Origin of the sequence: Pseudomonas rubra (assembly GCF_028656935.1) — a bacterium.
In the GTDB taxonomy this organism is placed as follows: Bacteria; Pseudomonadota; Gammaproteobacteria; order Pseudomonadales; family Pseudomonadaceae; genus Aquipseudomonas; species Aquipseudomonas rubra.
The window spans coordinates 66,022-90,711 of the sequence record NZ_JAMDGZ010000017.1 but is presented as its reverse complement, the minus strand read 5'-3'; the positions used below and the strand labels follow the sequence as shown (position 1 = coordinate 90,711).

The window sequence follows — 24,690 nt, the reverse complement described above, 5'->3', positions numbered from 1 at the left end:
TGTTTCGCTCAGGCGCCCCGGGCAATGCCGTGTTTGCGAAGTTTTCGATACAAGGTATTGCGACTGACCCCCAACTGCGCCGCAACATGGGTCATGTGCCAGCGGTGTTGTTCCAGGACCGTCAGCAAGGCGTTGCGTTCAGCTTCCTCCAAAGGTGGGGCTTGTGGGAGCGGGCTTGTCCCGCGATGCGATGTGGCTGGCGCACTGCAATCGCGGGGCAAGCCCGCTCCCACGCAGATAATCGCCGGCAGGTCGGCGAACGCGATGCAGTTGTCTTCACACAGGGCTACCAATGTGCGCATTACATTTCGCAACTGCCGCACGTTACCCGGCCAGGCAAACTCCAGCAGCGCCCGCCGCGCCACAGGATCGAGGGTTACCGCCTGCTCGCCGGCCTCTTCAGCCAGGATGAAATCGAGCAACTGCGACTTGTCGCTACGCTCGCGCAAGGCCGGCAGATCGACTTCCAGGCCGTTGAGGCGGTAGTACAGGTCTTCCCGGAAACTGCCATCCTCGACCCGCGCCAGCAGGTTACGGTGGCTGGCGCTGATGATGCGCACATTGACCGCCTGTGCCTCGCCGCCGATGGGCACCACCATGCGATCCTCCAGCACGCGTAACAGGCGGGTCTGCAGGGCCAGCGGCATGTCGCCGATCTCATCCAGCAACAGCGTGCCGCCATCGGCCTGCTGTAACTTGCCACGCATGCCCTCTTTGCGCGCACCGGTAAAACTGCCGCCGCGATAGCCGAACAGTTCGCTCTCTATCAGGCTTTCAGGGATCGACGCACAGTTGAGGGCGACAAACGCCTTGTTACGGCGTTGGCTGGCCTGGTGCACGGCTTTGGCGAAGGCCTCCTTGCCGCAACCCGTCTCACCGCGCAGCAGCAGCGGCACGTCACGTTCAAACACGCGTACGGCGCGGCGAAAATCGTTCTGCAGGGCCGGATCGACCAGGCAAATACCTGCGGGCTGCCCGCCGGCTTGGGCCGGAGCGATGAAGGGCGCCGCCGCTGGCAACGCCGCACGTTCCGGCCCGCGCAAACTGGCAAACAACACACGACCATCCCGGGCGCGCAACGGCCAACGGGTGCTGGCCTGGGCAGTGGCGCGGCTGAACAACTCGTCCTGGGTGCACTCGAAGAACATATCCACAGGCTTGCCGAGTACACCGCCACGGATAGTGCCCAGCAGGTTCAAGGCACTCTGGTTGAGCGCACAGATCCGCCCGTCGCCATCGAACGCCAACAACCCCTCACTGAACATCCCGACCGATTCGGCCTGTAGATGAAAGCGCAGGAGGAACTGGTTGTCGAAATTACGCAGGAAATAACTGCTCTCGATCATTTTCGCCGAGAGGTTGACCAATGCCATGGTGTGGAACTGGCTCTGGCGCGAGACTTCAGCGCGAGCAGACGACACATCGAGCACCGCCAGCAGCTCACCATGAGGGTCGAACACCGGGCTGGCCGAGCAGGTCAGCCCGGTATGGCGGCCACGGAAGTGCTCGCCCTGATGGATGGTCAGCGACTGACGCTCGACCAGGCAGGTGCCGATGCCGTTGGTGCCCTCGCGTGCCTCGCTCCAGTCGGCACCGAGCCACAGCCCGGCGCGCTCGAAGATGCGTCGTTCGGTCGGTGCGGTGACACAATTGAGGATCACCCCGCGGGCGTCGGTGAGCAGCACCGCGTGGCCTGCGCCGGAGAGCTGCTGGTGCAGGCTGTTCATCTCGGTGCCGGCGATCTGCAGCACCTGCTGCAAGCGCTCGCGGCTTTCCAGCACGCGGCCGTGCTCGAGCACGGTCGGGGCCATGCTCTGGGCCGGGTCCAGGTGATAGTCCTCAAGGCAACGCAGCCAGGAACGGACAATCGACGGATCGCTGCCGGGGCCCTGAGCCAGAGCCTTGCCCTGGGTCACGGTGAGTACTTGCCGGGCATGCCGGCTCAGATGAGTGCTCTGCACTTTTTATTGTTCTCCGCAGACGAGACAGGCCCAGCATCCTCCACCCGTCGGCGCAATGCAATGCTGGCTTGACCGCTGGGTCACAGCTTGTATCAGTAACGGTACAAAGTGTCACCCAGGCTGTGCCAGACACGCTACAGCGCCTGGCTACAACACCAGCGAAAGACCGCCAAGCCCTTGATTTATCTGGGGCTGGCAACACTGGCCCAACCCTTGCTCTATGCTCTTTACCTCCCCCAACAAGCACAATAGCCAGGAGACACACCATGCGTTACGCACATCCCGGTACAGAAGGCGCCAAGGTTTCCTTCAAAAGCCGTTACGGGAACTACATTGGTGGCGAGTTTGTTGCGCCGGTCAAAGGGCAGTACTTCGAAAACACCTCGCCAGTGAACGGCCAGCTGATTGCCGAATTCCCTCGCTCCACGGCTGAAGACATCGAAAAGGCCCTGGATGCCGCCCACGCCGCCGCAGATGCCTGGGGCCGCACCTCAGTGCAGGACCGCTCCAACGTGCTGCTGCGCATCGCCGATCGCATCGAGCAGAACCTCGAAGTGCTGGCCATCACCGAAACCTGGGACAACGGCAAGCCGATCCGCGAGACCCTCAACGCCGACATCCCGCTGGCGGTCGATCACTTCCGCTACTTCGCTGGCTGCATCCGCGCCCAGGAAGGCGGCGCCGCCGAGATCAACGAAACCACCGTGGCCTACCACATCCACGAGCCGCTGGGCGTGGTCGGGCAGATCATCCCGTGGAACTTCCCGCTGCTGATGGCTGCCTGGAAGCTCGCCCCGGCTCTGGCCGCCGGCAACTGCGTGATACTCAAGCCCGCCGAACAAACCCCGCTGGGCATCACCGTGCTGCTGGAACTGATCGGCGACCTGCTGCCCAAGGGCGTGCTCAACGTGGTGCAAGGCTACGGCCGTGAAGCGGGCGAAGCCCTGGCCACCAGCAAGCGCATCGCCAAGATCGCCTTCACCGGCTCCACCCCGGTCGGCGCGCACATCATGAAATGCGCCGCCGAGAACATCATCCCCTCCACCGTCGAACTGGGCGGCAAGTCGCCGAACGTGTACTTCGAGGACATCATGCAGGCGGAGCCGAGCTTCATCGACAAGGCGGCCGAAGGCATGGTGCTGGCGTTCTTCAACCAGGGCGAGGTGTGCACCTGCCCATCGCGTGCCCTGGTGCAGGAGTCGATCTACCCGCAGTTCATGGAAGTGGTGATGAAGAAGGTGCTGCAGATCAAGCGCGGCGACCCGCTGGACACCGACACCATGGTCGGCGCCCAGGCCTCGCAGCAGCAGTTCGAGAAGATCCAGTCCTACCTCAAGATCGCCCAGGAAGAGGGCGCCGAGCTGCTCACCGGCGGCAAGGTGGAGCAACTCGAAGGCGCGCTGGCCACCGGTTACTACATCCAGCCGACCCTGCTCAAGGGCAACAACAAGATGCGCGTATTCCAGGAGGAGATCTTCGGCCCGGTGGTCAGCGTCACCACCTTCAAGGACGAGGCCGAGGCCCTGGCGATCGCCAACGACACCGAGTTCGGCCTCGGTGCCGGCGTCTGGACCCGCGACATCAACCGCGCCTACCGCATGGGCCGCGGCATCAAGGCCGGTCGCGTGTGGACCAACTGCTACCACCTGTACCCGGCCCATGCCGCGTTCGGTGGCTACAAGAAGTCCGGCGTCGGCCGTGAAACCCACAAGATGATGCTCGACCACTACCAGCAGACCAAAAACCTGCTGGTCAGCTACGACATCAACCCGCTGGGCTTCTTCTAAACGAGCAACAGCGCGGCTCCGACCCGGGGCCGCCCTGGCTCGCTTCCTGCTAGACCATCACCAGACAAACCGGCACCCGCCGGTATTGATAAAAACAACAGGTGAACCTTATGCCAAGCGATAATACCGGCAGCGCGCCGGCAGGCTCTTCTGTCGACTTCGAAAAAGTCGGCTCCGACTACTTCCAACAACGTGAACTGAAAAAGGGCGCCGCCGGCTGGGTATTGCTGGTCGGTCTGGGCGTCGCCTATGTGATTTCCGGCGACTATGCCGGCTGGAACTTCGGCCTGGCCCAAGGTGGCTGGGGCGGCATGTTCCTCGCCACCTTGTTGATGGCGACCATGTACCTGTGCATGTGCTTCTCGCTGGCAGAACTGTCATCGATGATCCCCACCGCCGGCGGCGGCTACGGCTTTGCCCGCAGCGCGTTCGGACCCTGGGGCGGGTTTCTCACCGGTACCGCGATCCTCATCGAGTACGCCATCGCTCCGGCGGCCATCGCCGTGTTCATCGGCGCCTACTGCCAGTCACTGTTCGGCATCGGCGGCTGGATGATCTACCTGGCGTTCTACATCATCTTTATCGGCATCCACATTTTCGGCGTGGGTGAAGCGCTCAAGCTGATGTTCATCATCACCGCCGTGGCGGCCATTGCCCTGGGCGTGTTCCTGGTAGCGATGGTGCCGCACTTCGACGTCAACAACCTGTTCGATATCGCCCAGACCGACGCCGTCGGCGCCAGCAGCTTCCTGCCGTTCGGCTATGTCGGGGTGTGGGCGGCAATCCCTTACGCCATCTGGTTCTTTCTCGCCGTCGAAGGCGTACCGCTGGCCGCCGAAGAAACCAAGAACCCCAAACGCGACCTGCCCCGAGGCCTGATTGGCGCCATGCTGGTGCTGCTGGCCTTCGCCCTGCTGATCCTGGTGGTCGGCCCTGGCGGTGCTGGCGCCGAGGCGCTGAAAGCCTCCGGCAACCCGCTGGTCGAAGCGCTGTCGAAAGCCTACGGCGGCTCGACCTGGATGGGCGGCTTCGTCAACCTGGTTGGTCTGGCCGGCCTGATTGCCAGCTTTTTCTCGATTATCTACGCCTATTCGCGGCAGATCTTCGCCTTGTCCCGTGCCGGCTACCTGCCCCGCAAACTCTCGGAAACCAACAAGAGCAAAGCCCCGGTGCTGGCCCTGGTGATCCCCGGGATCATCGGTTTCGCCCTGTCGCTGACCGGCCAGGGTGACCTGCTGATCCTGGTCGCGGTGTTCGGCGCTACGCTGTCTTATGTACTGATGATGGCGGCGCACATCACTCTGCGCATCCGTCGGCCAAAAATGGAGCGGCCATACCGTACCCCTGGTGGCATCTTTACCTCGGGCGTGGCCCTAGTGCTGGCGTGCATTGCAGTAGTGGCGGGCTTTCTGGTCGACCCGCGGGTAGTGATTGGCGCTGCGGTGATTTATGCAGTATTGATTGCCTACTTCGCTTTCTACAGCCGGCACCATCTGGTCGCCGGGACCCCGGAAGAGGAATTCGCCGCGATCCAGAAGGCCGAAGAGGCCCTGCACTGATCAATGCCACCTACGCCGCAGGCCAGCCCTGCGGCGTTCTGGAGATTCTGTATGGCAAGTTTTGTTCACACCGTCGGCAACCAGATCTTCCGTTTCGACAGCCTCAAGGAAGTCATGGCCAAGGCCAGCCCGGCACGATCGGGGGATTTTCTCGCCGGCGTCGCCGCCAGCAACGATGGCGAACGGGTCGCGGCGCAGATGGCCCTGGCCGACATCCCACTCAAGCACTTTCTCAGCGAGGCGCTGATCCCTTATGAAGACGATGAAGTCACCCGGCTGATCATCGATACCCATGACGCCAATGCCTTTGCCGTCGTCAGCCACCTGACCGTCGGCGGTTTGCGTGACTGGTTGCTCAGCGAAGCCGCCGATGAAACCAGCCTGCGCGCCCTCGCCCCGGGCCTGACCCCGGAAATGGCCGCAGCGGTCTCAAAAATCATGCGCGTGCAAGACCTGGTGCTGGTGGCACAGAAGATCCGCGTGGTCACCCGCTTTCGCGGCACCATGGGCCTGCGCGGACGCCTGTCGACCCGCCTGCAGCCCAACCACCCTACCGATGAGCCTGCCGGAATTGCCGCAAGCATTCTCGACGGTCTGCTCTACGGCAACGGCGATGCGATGATCGGCATCAACCCCGCCACCGACAGCATCGCCTCGATCTGCGCCCTACTGGAAATGCTCGACGCCATCATCCAGCGCTACGACATCCCCACCCAGGCCTGTGTGCTGACCCACGTCACCACCTCGATCGAGGCGATCAACCGTGGCGTGCCGCTGGACCTGGTGTTCCAGTCGATTGCCGGTACCGAGGCGGCCAATGCCAGCTTCGGCATCAACCTCAATGTGCTCAAGGAGGGCTACGAAGCCGGGCTGAGCCTCAACCGCGGTACCCTCGGGCAGAACCTGATGTACTTCGAGACCGGCCAGGGCAGCGCCCTGTCGGCCAACGCCCACCATGGCGTCGACCAGCAGACCTGCGAAACCCGCGCCTACGCCGTGGCCCGGCATTTCAAGCCGTTTCTGGTTAATACCGTGGTCGGCTTTATCGGCCCGGAATACCTCTACAACGGCAAGCAGATCATCCGCGCCGGCCTTGAGGACCACTTCTGCGGCAAGCTGCTGGGCGTGCCCATGGGCTGCGACATCTGCTATACCAACCACGCCGAAGCCGACCAGGACGACATGGACATGCTCCTGACTCTGCTCGGGGTCGCCGGGATCAACTTCATTATGGGTATCCCCGGCTCCGACGACATCATGCTCAACTACCAGACCACCTCATTCCACGATGCGCTCTACGCCCGGCAGACCCTGGGCCTCAAGCCCGCGCCGGAATTCGAGGCGTGGCTGGCACGCATGGGCATTTTCACCCAGGCCGACGGCCGGGTACGTTTCGGTGACAACCTGCCACCGGCCTTCCGCCAGGCCCTGGCGCAACTGGGATAAGCGAGTCGATCATGGCCAACACTCCCCACCACGACAACAGCAGCAACCCCTGGCTGGAACTGCGCCGCCTGACCCCGGCGCGCATCGCCCTGGGCCGCACCGGCACCAGCCTGCCCACGGCCGCCCAGCTGGACTTCCAGTTCGCCCACGCCCAGGCCCGCGACGCCGTGCACCTGGCCTTTGACCATGGCGGACTACGCGAGCAATTGAGCGAGCGCGGGCGTGACAGTCTGCTGCTGCACAGCGCCGCCGCCGACCGCCACAGCTACCTGCAACGCCCCGATCTGGGGCGCCGCCTGCACGAAGATTCAGCACAACTGCTGCGCCAACATGCCCAAGCCAACCCCGGTGGCGTCGACCTGGCCATCATCGTCGCCGACGGCCTCTCGGCCCTGGCCGTACACCGCCATACCCTGCCGTTTCTCGCTCGCCTGGAAGAACAGAGCGCCGCCGACGGCTGGTCGACCGCGCCAGTGGTACTGGTCGAGCAAGGCCGGGTGGCGGTGGCCGATGAAGTGGGCGAACTGCTCGGGGCAAAAATGACCGTGATCCTCATCGGCGAACGCCCGGGCCTGAGCTCACCAGACAGCCTGGGCCTGTACTTCACCTACAATCCCAAGGTCGGCCTCACCGATGCCTACCGCAACTGCATCTCCAACGTGCGCCTGGAAGGCCTGAGCTACGGTATGGCCGCCCATCGCTTGCTGTACCTGATGCGCGAAGCCTGTCGGCGGCAGTTGTCAGGGGTCAACCTGAAGGACGAAGCCCAGGTACAAACCCTTGAGTCAGACACCGATGTGGCAAAAAACGGAAATTTCCTGCTGAGTAAACCCTGAGATCGTAGATTGCGCTTTCTAATTGCTTTCAGGCAGCATCAGCCAAGGCTGCCGGCGATTCGCCGCAAACTTCCATGGACCCTGAGGCCTGCTTATGCGAATCATCAAAGCAACCCTGGAACATCTGGACCTGCTTGCCCCGCTGTTCGTCAAATACCGCGAGTTCTACGGCCAGTTGGCCTACCCGGACTCCTCGCGCTCGTTCCTGGAAAAACGCCTGGAGCGGGGCGAATCGATCATCTACCTGGCCCTGGCGCTGGATGACGACAAGAAGCTGCTGGGTTTCTGCCAGCTTTATCCAAGCTTCTCGTCGCTGTCGCTCAAGCGCGTGTGGATCCTCAACGACATCTATGTCGCCGAAGACTCCCGGCGCATGCTGGTGGCCGACCACCTGATGCGTGAAGCCAAGAAGATGGCCAAGCAAACCAACGCCGTGCGCATGCGGGTATCCACCAGCAGCAACAACGAAGTGGCGATGAAAACCTACGAGTCCATGGGCTTTCGCGAAGACCGCGAGTTCAAGAACTACATCCTGCCGCTCAGCTCGGACTGATCCGGCCACAACGGCAGGCCCCGCGCCTGCCGTTCACTTCTATTCGACATCCGCCGCTACAAACTGCGCAGGCACAATCTGTTTGTAGCCGTATAATGCGCGTCTTCATTGTGTGTGAAACTTTACCCATCCCCCGGGTAGCGACCGTCCGCATTCGCACTGCCAGCCATCGCAAGCCCGTCGCTCGGGTAAGAACACAGGTGCTGTACATGGATTTCAACCCGCTGGACCTTATTCTGCATCTCGATGCCTACCTGGACCTGTTGGTCAACAACTACGGCCCGTGGATCTACGCGATCCTGTTCCTGGTGATCTTTTGCGAGACCGGTCTTGTGGTCATGCCGTTCCTGCCCGGTGACTCCCTGCTGTTCATCGCTGGCGCCGTGGCTGCGGGCGGCGGCATGGACCCGGTACTGCTCGGCGGCCTGCTGATGGCCGCGGCCATCCTTGGCGACAGCACCAACTACGTGATCGGCCGCACGGCGGGCGAACGCTTGTTCCGCAACCCCAACTCGAAAATCTTCCGCCGCGACTACCTGCAGCAAACCCACGATTTCTATGAGCGCCATGGTGGCAAGACTGTAACCCTGGCGCGCTTCCTACCGATTTTGCGGACCTTCGCACCATTCGTCGCCGGCCTCGCGAAAATGCACTACCCACGCTTTCTCGGCTTCAGTGTTGCCGGCACCGTGCTCTGGGTCGGCGGCCTTGTCACCTTGGGCTACTTCTTCGGCAACGTGCCGTTCATCAAGCAGAACCTGTCGCTGATGATTGTCGCCATCATCCTGCTGTCGCTGGTGCCGATGATCATCGGTGTGGTGCGCAGCCGCATGAATCGCAACCACGCCAAGGTTCACTGAGCCCGGCCCATGGGGTTCTTGCGCGCCTGGCGCCGTCGCCGCACCCTGGCCCGCCACCCGCTCGACCCGCAGCGCTGGCAGCGGGTGCGCGAGCGCCTGCCGCTGCTCGATGGCCTAAGCGACGAAGAGAACCAGTGGCTGCGCGAGGCCTGCGTCCTATTCCTCGACAACAAGCACCTGAGCGCCCTGCCCGGGGTCACACTTGACGGCGAGCAGCGCCTGTTTCTCGCAGCCCAGGCACAACTGCCGCTGCTGCACCTGGGCGAGCTGAACTGGTACCAGGGCTTTCACGAGATCATCCTCTACCCCGACGACTTCGTAAGCCCCCAGCGCCATCGTGATGCCAGTGGCATCGAGCACGAATGGGACGGCGAACACAGCGGCGAAGCCTGGCAGCAGGGCCCGGTGATCCTGGCCTGGCCCGGCGTGCTGGCCAGTGGCGGCTGGGAAGGCTACAACCTGGTGATCCACGAACTGGCGCACAAGCTCGACATGCTCAACGGCGATGCCAACGGCCTGCCGCCGCTGCACAGTGACATGCGCATCAGCGACTGGGCCCAGGCCATGCAGCAGGCCTTCGACGACCTCAACCAGCAGCTCGACCGCAACCCCGACGCCGAGACCGCCATCGACCCATATGCTGCGGAAAACCCGGCAGAATTCTTTGCCGTCACCAGCGAATACTTCTTCAGCGCCCCTGACCTGCTCAACGCCGCCTACCCCGCGGTGTACCAGCAACTGCGCGGTTTCTACCGCCAGGACCCGCTCGCCCGCCTGCAACAGTTGCAGCGCCACCACCCGCACTACCAGGACGCGCAGGACTGAGCCTGCCGGACATCTGGCCGGGCGTGGCAAGCGCGCTGGAATGTGCCTATAATCGCGACCAATTTTTGGCCAAACATGGGGGCACTGCCCAATGAGCTACAGCAAGATTCCGGCTGGCAAAGACCTGCCGAACGACATCTACGTCGCCATCGAGATTCCAGCCAACCACGCGCCGATCAAATACGAGATCGACAAGGACAGCGACTGCCTGTTCGTTGACCGTTTCATGGCCACCCCGATGTTCTACCCGGCCAACTACGGCTACATCCCCAACACCCTGGCTGACGACGGTGACCCCCTCGACGTGCTGGTTGTTACCCCGTACCCGGTAGCCCCAGGCTCTGTGATCCGCGCCCGTCCGGTTGGCATCCTGAACATGACCGACGACGGCGGCGGCGACGCCAAAGTCATCGCCGTACCGCACGACAAACTGTCGCAACTGTACGTCGACGTCAAAGAATACACCGACCTGCCTGCCCTGCTGATCCAGCAGATCGAGCACTTCTTCGCGAACTACAAAGATCTCGAAAAAGGCAAGTGGGTCAAGATCGAAGGCTGGGCTGGCGCTGACGCCGCCCGCGCTGCGATCACCAAGTCGGTTGCCGCTTACAAAGGCTAAGCAACCCACAACAAAAAGCCCCGCACATGCGGGGCTTTTTGCATCAAGGGCACCCCACCCGGTGGGAGCGGGCTTGTCCCGCGATAGCGTTCTGTCAGCTACATCGTATCGCGGGGCAAGCCCGCTCCCACTGAAAAGAAACCTCCTACATCAGCCTAAGCAAACACCTGTAAGCCAAGCAATTTCTGGCCTTCAAAATGAACCTCACGTTTATAGCCCAGGCTGTAGCAGGCCACTAGACTCGGGCCTCATGAATACATCCGGTGATCGTCTCAAAGCGCTCCTGAGCGAGTGCAACCTGTCCCCTTCCGACTTTGCCGCGCAGCGCAAGGTCACGCCGCAGCACGTCAACAACTGGTTCAAGCGCGGCGTGCCGCTGGCGCGCCTGGATGAACTGGCCGAACTGTTGTGCGTACGCAGCAAGTGGCTGCGTAACGGCGAAGGTCCCAAGCACCCCAACCCCTTGCCGCGCCTCAACAGCCAGGCGGCGCGCCCCGGCGTCGAAGGCCCGGATGCCAGCCTGCTGGCGGCGCATAACCACAACGACATCCAGCTACCGTTCTACAGCATCCAGACCAAGCAGCTGAAACCTGTCGAAGACCGCTACCTGCGCCTGCCCCTGCGCGCCCTTGATGCCCTGGGCGTCGACCCGGGCGATGCCTTGTGCCTGAACATGCCGGGGCACAACATGAGCCCGCTGCTGCCGCGCGGCACCACCCTGGCCATCGACCGCAACCTGACCCGCGTCGTCGAAGGTGAAATCTACGCCTTGCTGCACAACGGCCGCCTGCGCATCAACAGCCTCAGCCGTCGCGCCAACGGCGCCCTGCGCCTGCACAGCCAGGACAGCGACGAATACCCGACTGAAACCTACAGCCCCGCGCAACTCAAGACCCAGCGCCTGGAAGTGCTCGGCTGGGTGTTCTGGTGGGGCCACCTGCGCGATAGCCGCCCGGCTTGAGCGGCCGGGGTGATTTTTTGCTGGGCAGCTGCGGCCAATCCCAGTATGCTACGCCGCACATTCAGCCCCGGCGGCCCAGCCCGCCCGCGGCTTTGGCGCGGCACCCACAGCTAGCCCGCCATTCCCGGCCCCAGCGCCGGAACGACAATTTTAAGGCGGTTGCGGCTTACCAAAAATTAGCCAAACCCGTCCCCAAGGAGCCGGCCACAAGCCGGCTTTTTATTTGTCCGAAACAATCCTCCACTTTTTCAGATCCTAGAGAGCAGAGGCCAGCCCAGGCGAGCGCGACTCAAACGGCCTTAAAAATCCGGGCTGTAACGCACTGTAAACATCAGATTGCGCGGATCGCCGAAGCTGTTCGCCCCCCAGCTGTTGCTGATGTTCTGGTAGTAGCGTTTGTCGAAGGCATTGTTCAGGTTGGCCTGCAGCTTCCACTGCGCTGACGGCTGGTAGGCAAGCATGAAGTCGCTGACGCTGTCCCCCCCTTGCTTCACACCAAAGCTGGTGTAGGTGCGGCTCTGGGTGCGAAAGCCGCCGCCAACCGTCCAGCGTTCCAGCTCGCCGGGAAGACGATAGGAAGTGAAAACCTTGTACAGGTTATAGGGCGTCTGGCTGTCGAAGCGCTCGCCCTTCTCGGCCGAGTCGCTGGGTTTGGAGTACTCCGCCGCCGCATAGGTGTAGCCAGTAGACATCTGCCAACCCGGCGCTAGCTCACCCCCCACTTCCAGTTCCACACCGCGCGTACGCACTTCACCACTGGCCTCGTAGCAAGCGCTTACTCCAGGTGCACATTGCGCGGACGGCAGCGATTTGGCGAGGTTCTCCTGTACCAACTGGAACACGGCCGCACTGGCGTTGAGCGCGCCGCCGAAATACTCGCCCTTGATGCCAGCTTCATAGTTGGTGCCGGTTACCGGGTCCAGCAGGCTGCCGTTGGTGCCTTGAGCCGCCTGGGGTTTGAAGATACGCGTCCAGCTGGCGTAGACCGAATAAGTGTCATCCAGATCGTAGATCACGCCGGCGTAGGGGGTAATTTCCCGGGTGGCTTTGAAGTCATCCCCGAAGCTGTATTCACCGGAATGGGTGAGCTGCTCATACTCGTACCAGTCCAGACGCGAGCCAAGAATCAGTCGCAGATCGTCGCGCAGGTTGAATCGCACCGTGGCGTAGGTGCTTGATTGCTCCTCGTGTCCATCACGTGACCAGTTGTTGTCGATGGCGGGCTTGGGATACGCCTTGGGGTCGAAGTTCTGCGGATCGACAATCACATCCGAGCCAATGCCAGGGCCACCGGGACCATCGTTGGTTTCGTCGCGCCGCCAACTGGCGCCGACGACCAGTTCGTGGGTGGCGCCGAACAGGCTAAAAGGTCCGGTGGCGTAGGTATCGACACTCTTCTGGGTATGTTGGTAGGTGTAACGCCCAATGTTCAGGTGGTAGGCATTGTTTTCGTCGGTGTAGAAACTGCCACCGAGCATGTCCATGTCGCCACGCAACCAGGTCGTGTTCAGACGGAACTTCCAACCATTGTCGAGGCGGTGTTCGACCTCGGCGAAAACGCTGTGGTTTTTCTTGTTCCAGTAGGTCCAGTCTGGTGCCGTGCGCGCGGAGCGAGGGAAGTCGAAGAAGCTGCCGTCGGGGCGTGTAGGCAGGCCGTTCCAGTCAGCGCCGGGGTTGTCCTCACGGTTGTACCAGCCGCCAAATGTAAGGGTGGTGGCATCGTCCAGATCATACTCACCGATGCCGTAGAACAGCTGCCGCTGGTTGCCATAGGCGTCCACGAAACTGTTGCGATCCTGGTAGGCACCTACGAAGCGACCGCGCAGGGCACCGCTATCGTTCAACTTGCCGCTCACGTCGACTTCACCCCGGTAGTCGTCCCAGCGCCCCGCACTGCCGGTCAACGCCAACTGCGGCGTCACGGTTGGACGCTTGCGCACCAGGTTGAGGGTACCGGAGGGGTTACCTGCACCAACCATCAGACCGGAGGCGCCACGCACCACTTCCACACGGTCGTACATCGCTAGCGTCGAGGTGCCGAGGGTATCACTGTCGTAGGCCACGGGCAGGCCGTCGATCATGATGTTGTCGATGGCCGCGCCCCGGGAGTAGAACTCCGGACGCTCGCCGCCGGTCTTGCGCAGGGTCAGGCCCGGCGTGTAGGTGGCGATGTCTTCCAGTTTTTGCAGATTCTGGTCGTCCATGCGTTGACGGCTGACCACCGTGACCGACTGCGGTGTCTCACGCAGCGAGGACGCAAGCTTGGTGCCCACGCTCATGCTGCCGGTGGTGTAGGAGCCGCTGTGCTCGGTGACTTCGCCCAGTGCCGTGCCCTGCACCTGGATCGAATCCACCTCCAGCACGCCATCCTGCTGCGGCGCGGCCACCAGGTAGCTGCCGTCTGCGGTTTTCTGCAACCGCAACTTCGTCCCTCGCAGCAGTTGACCCAAGGCCTGCTGAACACTCAGTTCGCCATTGAGCGCCGGTGCCTGCAATCCCGAGGCTGTATCCGTGGCAAACAGGATACGCGTGCCGGTCTGCCGCGCCAGCGTATTGAGCGCCTGATCCAGCGGCTGCGAGGGCAGCGCCAACGGATAGCGCACCTGCTGGGCATGCAGGGTGGAGGCGAGCATCAAGCTGCTCGCCAGCAGCGAAAAACGCGCGAGGCCGAAGCGGCGCGAGGGTACGTTAGTGTCCATTGAACTCCCCAGTGACACGATCGAATGACGTTCACAGGGATAGGCGGATGGCACACCTGAAAGGGTGACGTCGGCTTTGAACTATTTTTTGCTCAGCGTGCGTTGACCACTACCCCGCCATCGGGCTGGCGACTTAGTTGCACCGGCAAGATGGACGGCAGCATATCGATCAACGACTCCACCGCCGCACTGTCGAACTCGCCAGAAACCCTCAAGCCCGCCAGGCGTGGGTCGCCCAGGCGAACCGGTGCCGCACGGTAGCGCTGAAGATCGACCAGCACATCCTGCAAGGGCGTGCCGTCGAAACTGAGCTTGCCGTGCTGCCAGGCGATGGCGCGATCTGCTGCCACAGTGTGCACCGCGCCCCGGCTCGAACCCGTAGCACTTATTTGCTGGCCAGCCTCCAGGTATTGCTCCGCCGAGGTCGAGCTGGAGACCGCCACGGCACCTTCGAGCACGGTAACCTGGACGCCACGTGCGTCGCTGCGCACGTTGAAGACGGTGCCGATGTCTCGCACAGCGACACCCTGGCTGCGCACAGTGAAAGGTTTTGGCCCATGCACCACGGTAAAGCTGGCCTCCCCCTGCACAAGCTCGACCTGGCGACTGCGCAGGCGCGTTTCCACCCGCAGGGTCGTGGCGCTGTTGAGCATGACACGGGTGCCGTCAGCCAATCGTACGGTGTCGCGCTGCCCGACCGCCGTGTGCAACGCTTCGCTATGCCATGCCGGGTCGGCCGCCCACAGGCCTAGGCTCAGCGCGAGCACAGAAAGACCGCCCACCAATACCTGCTTGCCCTTGCGCTGGCGTGCAGTGAGTGCCTTGGCTTCGGCGAGCAATTCACTGCGCGAAGGCACACGCGCCTTGAGCGCCTGTTCAAAGGGCTCCAGCGGGTCGCTGGACTGACTGTTGCGGCGCTTCATCGTCCCGCCAGTGCTCGCCGTGCCGGCTCCCAATCGTGCGCGATGGTGACCATTGCGCGCGACAGATGCTTGCCTACCATGTTCAGCGTAATGCCCAGTTCACGGGCTATTTCCTGGCGCGGCATGTCGTGGATGCGGTGCAGCAGAAAAACCTGACGCGCCCGAGCCGGCAATGCCTCGATAATTGCCAGCAGCGCGTCCAGCTGCTGCTCGAAGCTCAGTGCGCAGGCCCCATCGACGTCATGCACGTACCCATCGGGCACCTCGGCGGACAGTTCGAAATAGGTATTGCGGGTAGTGTCTGCGCGGCTGCGGTCGATGGCCTTGTTGAAGGACGCACGACGCAGAAAGGCCAAAGGCAGCCTGATGCTCTGCTTCGGCGGTTTTTCCAGTACCTGGACGCAGACGTCATGAACCACGTCCCGCGCAAACTGATTTCCCTGAAAACGACGGCGAATGTACTCGACAAGATCGTCGTAATGTAGAGCCAGCGCACCAATCAGTTCTGCGCTTGGGGGCACTCTGGTCATTGCATCCACTGCAATCAAATGAGATTGAGTCGCATTATATACGTATCGTTTCTCGTGGCTAGGAGGCGGTGAAAAATAGCCTGTCGTTCACACCGCCACGCCAATCCTGCCAAGCGTCATCTACTTTTACCTATCCGTTACTTGTCCTCACTGGAGGCCTCATGAAACTGATCGGCATGCTCGACTCCCCCTACGTCCGCCGCGTCGCGGTATCGCTGGAGCTGTACGGCATCAGCTTCGAGCACCAGCCACTGTCGGTGTTTCGCAATTTCACCGAGTTCGCCGCAATCAACCCTGTGGTCAAGGCGCCCAGCCTGGTGCTGGACGACGGCACGGTGCTGATGGATTCGACGCTGATTCTGGATTACTTCGAAGCCTTGGCCGCGCCTGCCAAAAAGCTCCTGCCGCAAGACCCGCTGGCCCGCACCAGCGATTTGCAGGTGATCGGCCTGGCACTGGCGGCCTGTGAGAAGTCGGTACAGATCCACTACGAACTCAACCTGCGCCCACAGGAAAAATTGCATGCGCCTTGGCTGGAGCGGGTGACCGGGCAGTTGCGGGCCGCCTATACGCAACTCGACAGTTTGCTTGCCGAACAGCCAACGAAGTACCCCAGCCTGCCCTTGAGCCAGGCAGAAATCAGCACGGCAGTGGCGTGGTCTTTCACCCGGTACGTACGCGCCGAGGCAGTTGCGGCCAGTGACTATCCCCACGTGCAGCGTTTGGCAGAGAAAATCGAAACGCATTCGGCAATGCTCAAGTACCCGATCGCGTAACGTCTTTCGCCAAGCCCTCGCGCAGCATCTGCACAAAGGCGTCCCTTGCCGGATGCCTTCCTGCCTGGGCATGCCAGTAGAAAACGTTGCTGATGGCCTTGAGTTCAGCGAACTCATGACCGGTCCAGCCGGCGCCTTTGCGGTATTGCTCGAAGATGCCCCTGGGCACCAGCGACACCCCGGCGCCAGCACTGACGCAACTGACGATGGCGCCATAGCTGGCAATGCCGACCATCGGCAGTTTCTGCCCGTGTTCAAGCAACCAGTGCTCCAATGCCGCACGATAGGGGCAACCTTCCGGCCACATGAAGATGGCCTTGCCCTGCAGGTCTGCGGCGCTGCGAATCGGCCCCAGGGACTCGGGGGCGATCAGCAGCAAGTCTTCCTGGTACATGGGCGTACGCTTGAGCAGTGGCCGCTCGACGTCGACCGCGACGATTGCTCCATCGAGCCGATGATTGAGCACGTCATCGAGCAGCTGTGACCAGGTGCCCGTGCTCAGTTCCAGCGAAACCTGTGGGAAGCGCGCATGGTATGCAGCCAGCAATCGCGGAAGCCGGCCACTGGCCGAGGACTCGATGGCGCCGATGCGCAAGCGCCCACTGGGCAGCGCCTGCGGGCTCAAGGCAGCCTTGGATTCTTCGGCCAGGGCGAGCATCTTGCTGGCGTACTCAAGGAAGGTTTCTCCCGCCGGGCTGATCTTCAAGCCCCGCCCTTGGCGAAAGAACAACGCTACGCCCAGTTCCTCTTCCAGCGCCTTGATCCGGGCGGTGATGTTCGACGGCACGTAGTGCAACACCTCGGCCGCACGGGCGATGCTGCCGGTGTCGCAAACCGTTTTGAACATGCGAATCTGCATCAGCTCCATACATCACCCAGAGTGAATATTCAGCTCAGTATAAGTCGATTGTGGTGAGCATAGGCCTTTCTGATACTGAAGCTCCCCGCCTCTGGAGCGACGCTCAATGCCACACGCCCAACCTCTGAAAATCGTCCTCGCGACTCTGTTTGTGGTGGCGTGCTGGGCCTATTCACCCACCGGCATCCATATCGCCCTGCAAGGTTACGAGCCAGGTCATCTGGCCCTGGCGCGGTTTATCGTGGCGTCGCTGTTCATGGCGATTGTCGCGGTGTGGCGAGGGATCAGCCTGCCGCGGCTCAAGGACCTGCCACTGTTGCTGCTGCTCGGGTTTTTCGCGGTGTTTGTGCACCATGTGGCGATTAACTTCGGCCAACGCGGGATCAGTGCAGGGGCGTCCAGTGTGCTGGCGCAGTCCACGCCCTTGTTCAGTGTATTGATTGCCTGTTTTATCCTGCGGCAGAAGATCAGCGCCCGGCACTGGGGCTGCCTGGTGCTGGGCATGCTCGGTGCGGCCATGGTCGTTGCCGCCGATAGCGCGGTAGCAGGGTTGAACGCCCATGGCCTGCTGGTGCTACTGGCCGCGCTGTCGTGGAGTATCTATTTCACCCTGCAAAAGCTTCACGGCCATCGTTACGACGGCTTGACCATGGTCTGCTACACCCTCTGGGCCGGCACGGCATTGTTGCTGGTGTATCTGCCGGGCCTGGCCGGCGCCGTGAGCGCCGCGCCACTGCAAGCAAACCTGGCCGTGCTGATGTTGGGTATTTTCCCCAGCGCCCTGGCCTACCTGGGATGGGCTTATGTGCTCAGCCACACAGAGGTCAGCCGGGCAACCATGGCGCTGTACCTGATCCCACCCTGCGCCATGCTGATCGCAGCTTTTCTGCTGGGTGAGCAGCCTGCGCTGCCGGTGATAGCCGGGGCTGTGGTGGTGTTGATCAGTGTGCTGGAATTGAATGCGCCATCAAGGCGTAGCGCTGTTCACTTGAAGGTTTGACAAGGTCGGCGAAGTTTCGGCACGCCGCAATTCGCTATCGATGAACTGCTGCAACAGCACCCGCCGCGGCCCATAGTCGGCCTCGACGGCCTGGCGCTTGATGCGCAACAGTTCATCGATTTCGGCGAGCATCTGTGGCTCGCTCAAGGTGCCCTCCAGCAGATCGGCAAAGGCGGTCGGCGGCATGCCCAGGCCCTGGTCGATCCAACGCACGGCCAACAGCGAGCGCAGCACGTAGAGGTACTTCTTGAAGCGCACCTGCACGCCCTGGAGGAAGTCGCGGTGGTTTTTTTTCGCCATCGACAGATAGTGGTGCCGCGCCGCCCGGGCACTGTAGAAGCTCAGCGCCAGCGCCCGCAGCGACTCCACCGCACCGGGCTCGGCGCGGTACACCAGCGGCGAGCCGAGCCACTCGAGCAGGGTCGGGTTGGAGTTGCGCAGCAGCTTCAGGGTCTTGCGCAGTTCCCAGCCGCTGATGTCCAGCTCGTCGGTCAGCGGCCGTTCGATCACGTCGCGCGGCTCGTCAACACGCAGGTACCAGTCCTGGCGCGGGACATAGATGAAACGCACGTCGTAGTCACTGTCGGTGGAGGCGAAGCCCCAGGCGCGGCTGCCGGACTCGCAGGCGTAGAGCACGGTGACGTCGTGCTCGCGCTCAACCCGGCGCAACTCATCAAGCACCCACTCGCGCATGGCGCCGGGCAATGGGTGACGTTCTTCCTTGTTCATGGTGTATCCCTTCCTATCCCTTTACGCACACCACCTGACGCAGGGTGTGCACCACTTCCACCAGCTCGCGCTGGGCTTGCATCACCGCGTCGATGTCCTTGTAGGCCATGGGGATCTCGTCGATCACGTCTTTGTCCTTGCGGCATTCGACATGGGCGGTGGCGCGCTGCTGATCCTCGACGGTGAACGCCTGCTTGGCCCGGGTGCGGCTCATGACCCGCCCGGCGCCATGGCTGCAGGAGCAGAACGCCTCTTCGTTGCCCAGGCCACGGACGATGAAACTTTTCGCCCCCATGGAGCCGGGAATGATCCCCAACTCGCCCTTCTGTGCCGACACCGCGCCCTTGCGGGTGACCAGCACGTCGTGGCCAAAGTGATGCTCGCGCTGCACATAATTGTGATGGCAGTTGACCGCTTCGAGGTTGGCCTCGAAAGGTTTGCCGAGCACTTTGCGCGTCGCGGCGATCACCGCGTGCATCATCAACGCACGGTTCTGTCGGGCGAAGTCCTGAGCCCACTCCACCGCTTCGACGTAGTCGGCAAAGTGCCGGCTGCCTTCTTCGAAATAGGCCAGGTTGCGGTCCGGCAGGTTGGCGATGTGCTGGCGCATGTCGGCCTGGGCCAGTTCGATGAACAGGTTGCCGATGGCGTTGCCGACCCCGCGTGAGCCGCTGTGCAACATGAACCAGACGCGGTTGGCTTCATCCAGGCAGACCTCGATGAAATGGTTGCCGCCGCCAAGGGTGCCCAGGTGCTGGCGGTTATTGGTTTTCTCAAGCTTGGGGTACTTGTCGGTGATCGCCTTGAAACGCGCCGCCAGGTCGCTCCAGGCATGGTCGGCCAAGGTCGGCACGCTGTCCCAGGCGCCCTGGTCGCGACGGCCGAAGGTCTTGCCGTGGGGCACGGCCTTTTCGATCGCCGAACGCAGGCCGTGCAGGTTATCCGGCAGGTCGCTGGCGTTCAGCGAGGTACGCGCGGCAATCATGCCGCAGCCGATATCGACACCCACCGCCGCCGGGATGATCGCACCCAGGGTCGGGATCACGCTGCCAATGGTCGAGCCCTTGCCCAGGTGCACATCGGGCATCACTGCCAGGTGCTTGAAGATGAACGGCATCTTCGCCGTGTTCAGCAGTTGTTCGCGGGCGCCGTCATCCACCGGGACGCCGTCGGTCCAGAGCTTGATCGGCTTGCCGCCGGCCACTTCGAGTATGTTCATGTTCGCACTTCCATTTTAGCTGTTGCTGCCGGGCTGCTTGAGCCCGGCAAACCTCATCCGGCCTTGATGCTGACCAGTCCATTCAACACCTGATCCAGGCCGCCGAACACCGATATCCGGTCGATGCGCTCGGCCACCCGCTCCAGGGTTTCCAACTCCTTCAGGCGCAGGGCCGTCGGGTTGTCTTCCATGACCTTCGCCGTGTTGAGCAGCGAGCGGGTCGCCGAGGTTTCTTCACGGCGGCGGATGACGTTGGCTTGCGCCGCTTTCTCCGCCTCCACCACTTGCGCCAGCAAGGCTTTCATCTCGCCTGGGAGGATGATGTCGCGCACCCCCAGGCCGCTGACTTCGATGCCGCTGCCGGCGAGTTTCTCCTGCAGGTACTGGCTCACCGAGTCGTCGATCAACTGCTTGTTCTCCAGCAGCTCATCAAGGGTGCGGGTACCCACCGCCGCCCGCAGGCCGAACTGCACCTCACGGTACAAATGCTCCAACGGCTTGCTCAACTGCGCGAACGCACCGAGCACATCGCTGTAGCGCCAGTTGGCCGCAAGGTTCAGGCGCAGGCTGACCTTGTCGCGGGTGAGGATTTCCTGCCCGCTGATTTCCATGGCCTGGATACGCATATCGACCATCTCGACGCTGACCTGACGGTTGAAGCGCCAGAAGCCGTACTGCCCGGCGCCGAGCAACTCTTCCACCACACCATCGACCTTCAACACACCGACATGGAAGGCCGGCACCGCCGCCAGCAACACCGCCTCCAGCCCGGCCAGGTTGCGGCCGCGCAGCTTCGGCTGGTTAAGCTGGGCCACCAGGGCGCCGTCCAGGCGATAGGTCTGGCTCAGGTCGATGCGCGGCAAGGTCTGCGCGCTCTGGCCCTTCCAGTACAGCTGGCGGCTGCCCGGGGCCAGCAACTCGACCAGGGCGCCATCTTCACAACGCAGGCCGGCTTCGTTTTCTGCCAGGTCCATGCGCTCGAAATACTGCTCGACCAGGGCCGGCTCGCTCTGGCGCAAGTAGCCTGCCAAGCGATGTTCGAACAGCGAAGTATTGAGGCTGAAGGTTTCTACCGTCAGCCGGTTTTGCAGGTCGAAACGCTTGTGCACGCCAGGTTCGAGGATCGACACAAAGTCGCCTTCACAGAACAGCAGGCCGCGTTCGTTCTTTTTCACGATAAAGCGTTTCAACAGTTTCATCTTGATCATCCTGTGCAATTAAGTCCTTGGTGCCGGTGTTGCCAAAATACCGAGCGCTGCGGGCGTGGCCCGGAGGAGTCGGTTGCCGGGACGTCCTGTCCATTGACCGCGTCCTGCGGTCCGGCAACTGCCTTGCTCCGGGCCCGGCCGACAAGCCGGGTAAATCAGCGGTGAGCGTGTGCGCGCCTTGCGCACCTTGCGCACCTTCCTGGCTACGCCCCACCGGCGGGTACAACATTCGAGATACCTTGGAGGGTATGTAAGGTTCGAGTCAGGCCTCGAGACCAGCGTCTCCGTGAGGAGCCACGCTATCGACTGCTCGTTGCGGCGGCGGCATGCACGACACCTACACCAGGGGTGGGCTCGTGCACCGGCGGAGACATAAACCCCGTCCCGTTGGCCAGCTTGGCGATGCGGTCGAGAAAGATATTGCGAGGGCCGTGCCAGGTTTTCCGAACAGCACTGAATTAATTTTTATCTTGTTGATTTATAAGGTTTTTATTTTTCATGTTGTGGATTTTCATTTTTCACCACCTCACAACCAACAACATTTTTATATACCATGGGATACGTACTTATCTTTTGAGCTAAACAGACATGAACAAGCGCAGCGTCGCCATCGGCTTTCTCGGCACCACCCTTGATCGCAACGGCAAAGGCGCGGCGCGCTGGCAGCGTTGGCGGCCGACCATCAGCCTGTGCCAGCAGGCGCACACGCCAATCGACCGCCTGGAGCTGATTCATGGCAGCAGCGCCCGCGACCTGGGCCTGGCCGAGCGCATCCGCGAGGACATCCAGAGCATCTCGCCGCACACCGAGGTGCGCCTGCAGCCCATGATCCTGCGCAACCCCTGGGACTTCGAGGAGGTCTACGGCGCGCTCCACGATTTCGCCAGCAGCTACCCCTTCGACACCGAGCACGAGGACTATCTGGTGCACATCACCACCGGCACCCACGTCGCGCAGATCTGCTGGTTCCTGCTCACCGAGGCGCGCTACCTGCCGGCGCGGCTGATCCAGACCTCGCCAGCGCGCGGCAAGCAAGACACGGCCGACCCGGCCGGCAGCAGCACGCTGATCGACCTGGACCTGTCGCGCTACGATCACATCACCTCGCGCTTTCAACGCGAGCAGGCCGACAGCCTGAACTTCCTCAAAGCTGGTATCGCCACCCGCAACGCCGCCTTCAACCGTTCCATCGAGCAGATCGAGCGCGTGGCCCTGCGCTCACGGGCACCGATGCTGCTGGTCGGCCCCACCGGTGCGGGCAAGTCCTTCCTGGCCCGGCGCATCTACGAACTCAAGCGCGGCCGCCATCAACTGGAGGGACGCTTTGTCGAGGTGAACTGCGCCACCCTGCGCGGTGACGGCGCCATGTCGGCCTTGTTCGGTCATAGCAAAGGCGCCTTCACCGGCGCCCAGAACGCCCGTGAGGGCCTGCTGCGCGCGGCTGATGGCGGCATGTTGTTCCTCGATGAAATTGGCGAACTGGGTAGCGACGAGCAGGCCATGCTGCTCAAGGCCATCGAAGAGAAACGCTTCTTCCCGCTGGGTTCGGACCAGGAGGTGGCGAGCGACTTCCAGCTGATCGCCGGCACCCACCGCGACCTGCGCAGCCGGGTTGCCGAAGGCTTGTTTCGTGAAGACCTGTATGCGCGCATCAACCTCTGGACCTTCGAACTGCCGGGGCTGGCCGGGCGCCGCGAAGACATCGAGCCGAACATCGATTTCGAACTGCAGCGTCACGCCCGCGAGCAGAACCGCCAGGTACGCTTCAACCTCGAAGCCAAGCGCCGCTACCTGGCCTTTGCCAACTCGCCGCAAGCACGCTGGGCCGGCAACTTCCGCGAGCTGTCGGCGTCAATCACGCGCATGGCCACCCTGGCCGACAGCGGGCGCATCGACGAAACCCTGGTGCTGGAAGAAATCGACCGCCTGCAGCTCGCCTGGGGCGTGGCACAATCCGCGGATCCGCTCGACGCACTGATGGGCGACAAGCCGCTGGATCAGTTCGATCGCCTGCAACTGCACGCTGTGCTCATTGCTTGCCGCAACGCCCGTACACTGTCCGAGGCCGGACGCCAGTTGTTCGATGTGTCGCGCCTGGAAAAAGAAAAGCCCAACGACGCCGATCGCCTGCGCAAATACCTGGCGCGTTTTGGCCTGGAGTGGAATCAACTCAAGGGCTGATCGGGGTGCTAAAATCCGCGCCCTCTTCGGCCGCACCTGGCCGAGCCCTACCGAAAAAGGACTCTCGGCCATGTCATTGCTGACAGCTACCCGCCTGCACCTCTGCTCCTTCGGCCTGCTGGCCGGCCTCAGCCTCGCTGCCACCACTGCCTACGCCGACGAAGCCAGTGACCAGGCCCTGCACAAGGGCCGCTGGCAAGGCATGGCCGCCATGGCCAACCTGTACCTCAATGACGCCACCCCGGCCGAATTCATGGATGCCGGCGACAAGGAAAAAAGCGAGCACGACAACTATGCCGGTGCCCTGGCCTTTTACCTGACCGCCGCACGCCTGGACCCGAAGAACGCCTTCGCCGCCTACCAGGCCGCTGCCGCACTGTCGGCCATGGACAGCCCGGAACTGGCCGCGCAATACCTCGACGAGGCGCGTGAGCGCGGTTTCTGGCAAACCGTGATCCTCAAGGAGGACGACGAACTGGAGCCGATGCAAAAAGACCCGGCCTACCAGAAGCTGCTGCAAGCCGCAGAAAAGAACTACCCAAGCCAAGCCAAGGATGCCGGCCTTGCTGCGTTCAGCATTCCTCAGGGCAAGGCCCCGGCAGGCGGTTGGCCGGTGGTGGTGTGGCTGGCCGGCTTCGGCACCGAAGGCGTCAACGGCACCAACATGCGCGCTGACCTGGTCGGCGAAAAGGCCGTGCTGGTGGCCCTGAACGGCACCCTCAAGCGCGACAACCATCAGTTCATGTGGCAACGCCAATCGGTCGAACCAACCGAGCAAGCGGTGGCGGCAGCCCTGAAAAAACTGGAAAAAGACACCCGCATCAACCGCTCGAAAGTCGCCTTGATCGGCTTCTCGCAAGGCGCCGAACACGCCGCCCACTTGATCGCCCAGTACCCGCAGAACTACAGCGGCGCCGTGCTGCTGTCGCCAGGCGGCTTCAAGATCCCGTTCACCGTGCAAAAGGCCAAGGACAAGCGCCTGGTCGTGGTCCATGGCGCCCAGGAGCATGAAAGCAACCTGCAACTGACGGCCTCCACCGAAAAAGCCTTCACCGGCAACAACCAGGTGCAGAGCCACGAACATCCTGAAGGCCACACCTTCCAGGACGACTGGCGCAAGGTCTACCCAGGCTACCTGGACTACGCCCTGGGCCTCTGA

General features: G+C 62.5%; 20 protein-coding genes and 1 pseudogene. 13 read left to right on the top strand and 8 right to left on the bottom strand.

The features are described 5' to 3' along the window. Positions 1–8: 8 nt before the first annotated feature. A pseudogene (locus tag M5G17_RS27565) lies at positions 9–965 on the bottom strand (sigma-54-dependent Fis family transcriptional regulator); the annotation flags it as partial. Between the two features lie 1,262 nt (positions 966–2,227). Here M5G17_RS27565 and exaC point away from each other — a divergent pair. The 9 genes from exaC (at position 2,228) to M5G17_RS08790 (ending at position 11,407) form a co-directional block, all read left to right on the top strand. Beyond that, positions 2,228–3,748, top strand: a complete 1,521-nt coding sequence (gene exaC, locus M5G17_RS08830; protein WP_273892545.1) for an acetaldehyde dehydrogenase ExaC — start codon at positions 2,228–2,230, stop codon at positions 3,746–3,748. A gap of 110 nt (positions 3,749–3,858) precedes the next feature. Then, positions 3,859–5,307 (top strand): ethanolamine permease, encoded by a 1,449-nt coding sequence (gene eat, locus M5G17_RS08825; RefSeq protein WP_273892544.1) that lies wholly within the window; start codon positions 3,859–3,861, stop codon positions 5,305–5,307. A gap of 51 nt (positions 5,308–5,358) precedes the next feature. Then, the gene (locus M5G17_RS08820) at positions 5,359–6,753 is read left to right on the top strand and encodes an ethanolamine ammonia-lyase subunit EutB (protein ID WP_273892543.1); all 1,395 of its coding nucleotides are present in this window, start codon (positions 5,359–5,361) and stop codon (positions 6,751–6,753) included. A gap of 11 nt (positions 6,754–6,764) precedes the next feature. Further along, positions 6,765–7,589: an ethanolamine ammonia-lyase subunit EutC gene (gene eutC / locus M5G17_RS08815; RefSeq protein ID WP_273892542.1), complete on the top strand. Its 825-nt coding sequence runs from the start codon at positions 6,765–6,767 to the stop codon at positions 7,587–7,589. Positions 7,590–7,683: 94 nt separating this feature from the next. Further along, positions 7,684–8,142, top strand: a complete 459-nt coding sequence (locus tag M5G17_RS08810; RefSeq protein WP_130266453.1) for a GNAT family N-acetyltransferase — start codon at positions 7,684–7,686, stop codon at positions 8,140–8,142. A 209-nt stretch (positions 8,143–8,351) separates the two neighbouring features. Continuing rightward, complete coding sequence (locus tag M5G17_RS08805) at positions 8,352–9,002, top strand: DedA family protein (protein WP_273892541.1); 651 nt, start codon at positions 8,352–8,354, stop codon at positions 9,000–9,002. Between the two features lie 9 nt (positions 9,003–9,011). After that, entirely contained in the window at positions 9,012–9,827 is an 816-nt protein-coding gene (locus M5G17_RS08800; protein ID WP_273892540.1) for a M90 family metallopeptidase, read from the top strand. Positions 9,828–9,918: 91 nt separating this feature from the next. Beyond that, positions 9,919–10,446: an inorganic diphosphatase gene (gene ppa / locus M5G17_RS08795; RefSeq protein WP_273892539.1), complete on the top strand. Its 528-nt coding sequence runs from the start codon at positions 9,919–9,921 to the stop codon at positions 10,444–10,446. A gap of 250 nt (positions 10,447–10,696) precedes the next feature. Beyond that, a complete protein-coding gene (locus M5G17_RS08790) occupies positions 10,697–11,407 on the top strand; it encodes a LexA family transcriptional regulator (protein WP_273892538.1) in 711 nt (236 codons plus the stop codon). Positions 11,408–11,706: 299 nt separating this feature from the next. Here M5G17_RS08790 and M5G17_RS08785 read toward each other — a convergent pair whose 3' ends face one another. From M5G17_RS08785 to M5G17_RS08775, 3 genes are all read right to left on the bottom strand, one after another. Continuing rightward, positions 11,707–14,106, bottom strand: coding sequence for a TonB-dependent siderophore receptor (locus M5G17_RS08785; RefSeq protein ID WP_273892537.1), 2,400 nt, complete (start codon positions 14,104–14,106; stop codon positions 11,707–11,709). 92 nt (positions 14,107–14,198) lie between these two features. Further along, the gene (locus M5G17_RS08780; RefSeq protein ID WP_273892536.1) at positions 14,199–15,029 is read right to left on the bottom strand and encodes a FecR family protein; all 831 of its coding nucleotides are present in this window, start codon (positions 15,027–15,029) and stop codon (positions 14,199–14,201) included. After that, positions 15,026–15,559, bottom strand: coding sequence for an RNA polymerase sigma factor (locus M5G17_RS08775; protein WP_273892535.1), 534 nt, complete (start codon positions 15,557–15,559; stop codon positions 15,026–15,028). Before M5G17_RS08775 ends, M5G17_RS08780 begins: the two co-directional genes overlap by 4 nt. Positions 15,560–15,720: 161 nt before the next feature. Between M5G17_RS08775 and M5G17_RS08770 the strand changes: the two genes are divergently transcribed. Beyond that, a complete protein-coding gene (locus M5G17_RS08770) occupies positions 15,721–16,335 on the top strand; it encodes a glutathione S-transferase family protein (RefSeq protein ID WP_273892534.1) in 615 nt (204 codons plus the stop codon). Here the strand turns inward: M5G17_RS08770 and M5G17_RS08765 are convergent. Beyond that, complete coding sequence (locus M5G17_RS08765; protein WP_273892533.1) at positions 16,316–17,203, bottom strand: LysR family transcriptional regulator; 888 nt, start codon at positions 17,201–17,203, stop codon at positions 16,316–16,318. The genes M5G17_RS08770 and M5G17_RS08765 overlap by 20 nt on opposite strands. A gap of 97 nt (positions 17,204–17,300) precedes the next feature. On the opposite strand from M5G17_RS08765, the gene M5G17_RS08760 reads away from it, so the two are divergent. Next, positions 17,301–18,194 carry a DMT family transporter gene (locus M5G17_RS08760; protein WP_273892532.1) on the top strand — a complete coding sequence of 298 codons (894 nt, stop codon included), beginning with the start codon at positions 17,301–17,303 and terminating at the stop codon, positions 18,192–18,194. Here M5G17_RS08760 and M5G17_RS08755 read toward each other — a convergent pair. From M5G17_RS08755 to M5G17_RS08745, 3 genes are read right to left on the bottom strand one after another with little or no spacing between them, the layout of a single operon-like run. After that, positions 18,162–18,923 carry a nucleotidyltransferase domain-containing protein gene (locus M5G17_RS08755; protein ID WP_273892531.1) on the bottom strand — a complete coding sequence of 254 codons (762 nt, stop codon included), beginning with the start codon at positions 18,921–18,923 and terminating at the stop codon, positions 18,162–18,164. The genes M5G17_RS08760 and M5G17_RS08755 overlap by 33 nt on opposite strands. Positions 18,924–18,936: 13 nt before the next feature. Beyond that, a complete protein-coding gene (locus M5G17_RS08750) occupies positions 18,937–20,142 on the bottom strand; it encodes an RtcB family protein (RefSeq protein WP_273892530.1) in 1,206 nt (401 codons plus the stop codon). Between the two features lie 53 nt (positions 20,143–20,195). After that, positions 20,196–21,341, bottom strand: a complete 1,146-nt coding sequence (locus tag M5G17_RS08745; protein WP_273892529.1) for a slipin family protein — start codon at positions 21,339–21,341, stop codon at positions 20,196–20,198. A gap of 597 nt (positions 21,342–21,938) precedes the next feature. Here M5G17_RS08745 and rtcR point away from each other — a divergent pair. After that, positions 21,939–23,531 (top strand): RNA repair transcriptional activator RtcR, encoded by a 1,593-nt coding sequence (gene rtcR, locus M5G17_RS08740; RefSeq protein WP_273892528.1) that lies wholly within the window; start codon positions 21,939–21,941, stop codon positions 23,529–23,531. A gap of 70 nt (positions 23,532–23,601) precedes the next feature. Beyond that, a complete protein-coding gene (locus M5G17_RS08735; RefSeq protein WP_273892527.1) occupies positions 23,602–24,690 on the top strand; it encodes an alpha/beta hydrolase in 1,089 nt (362 codons plus the stop codon).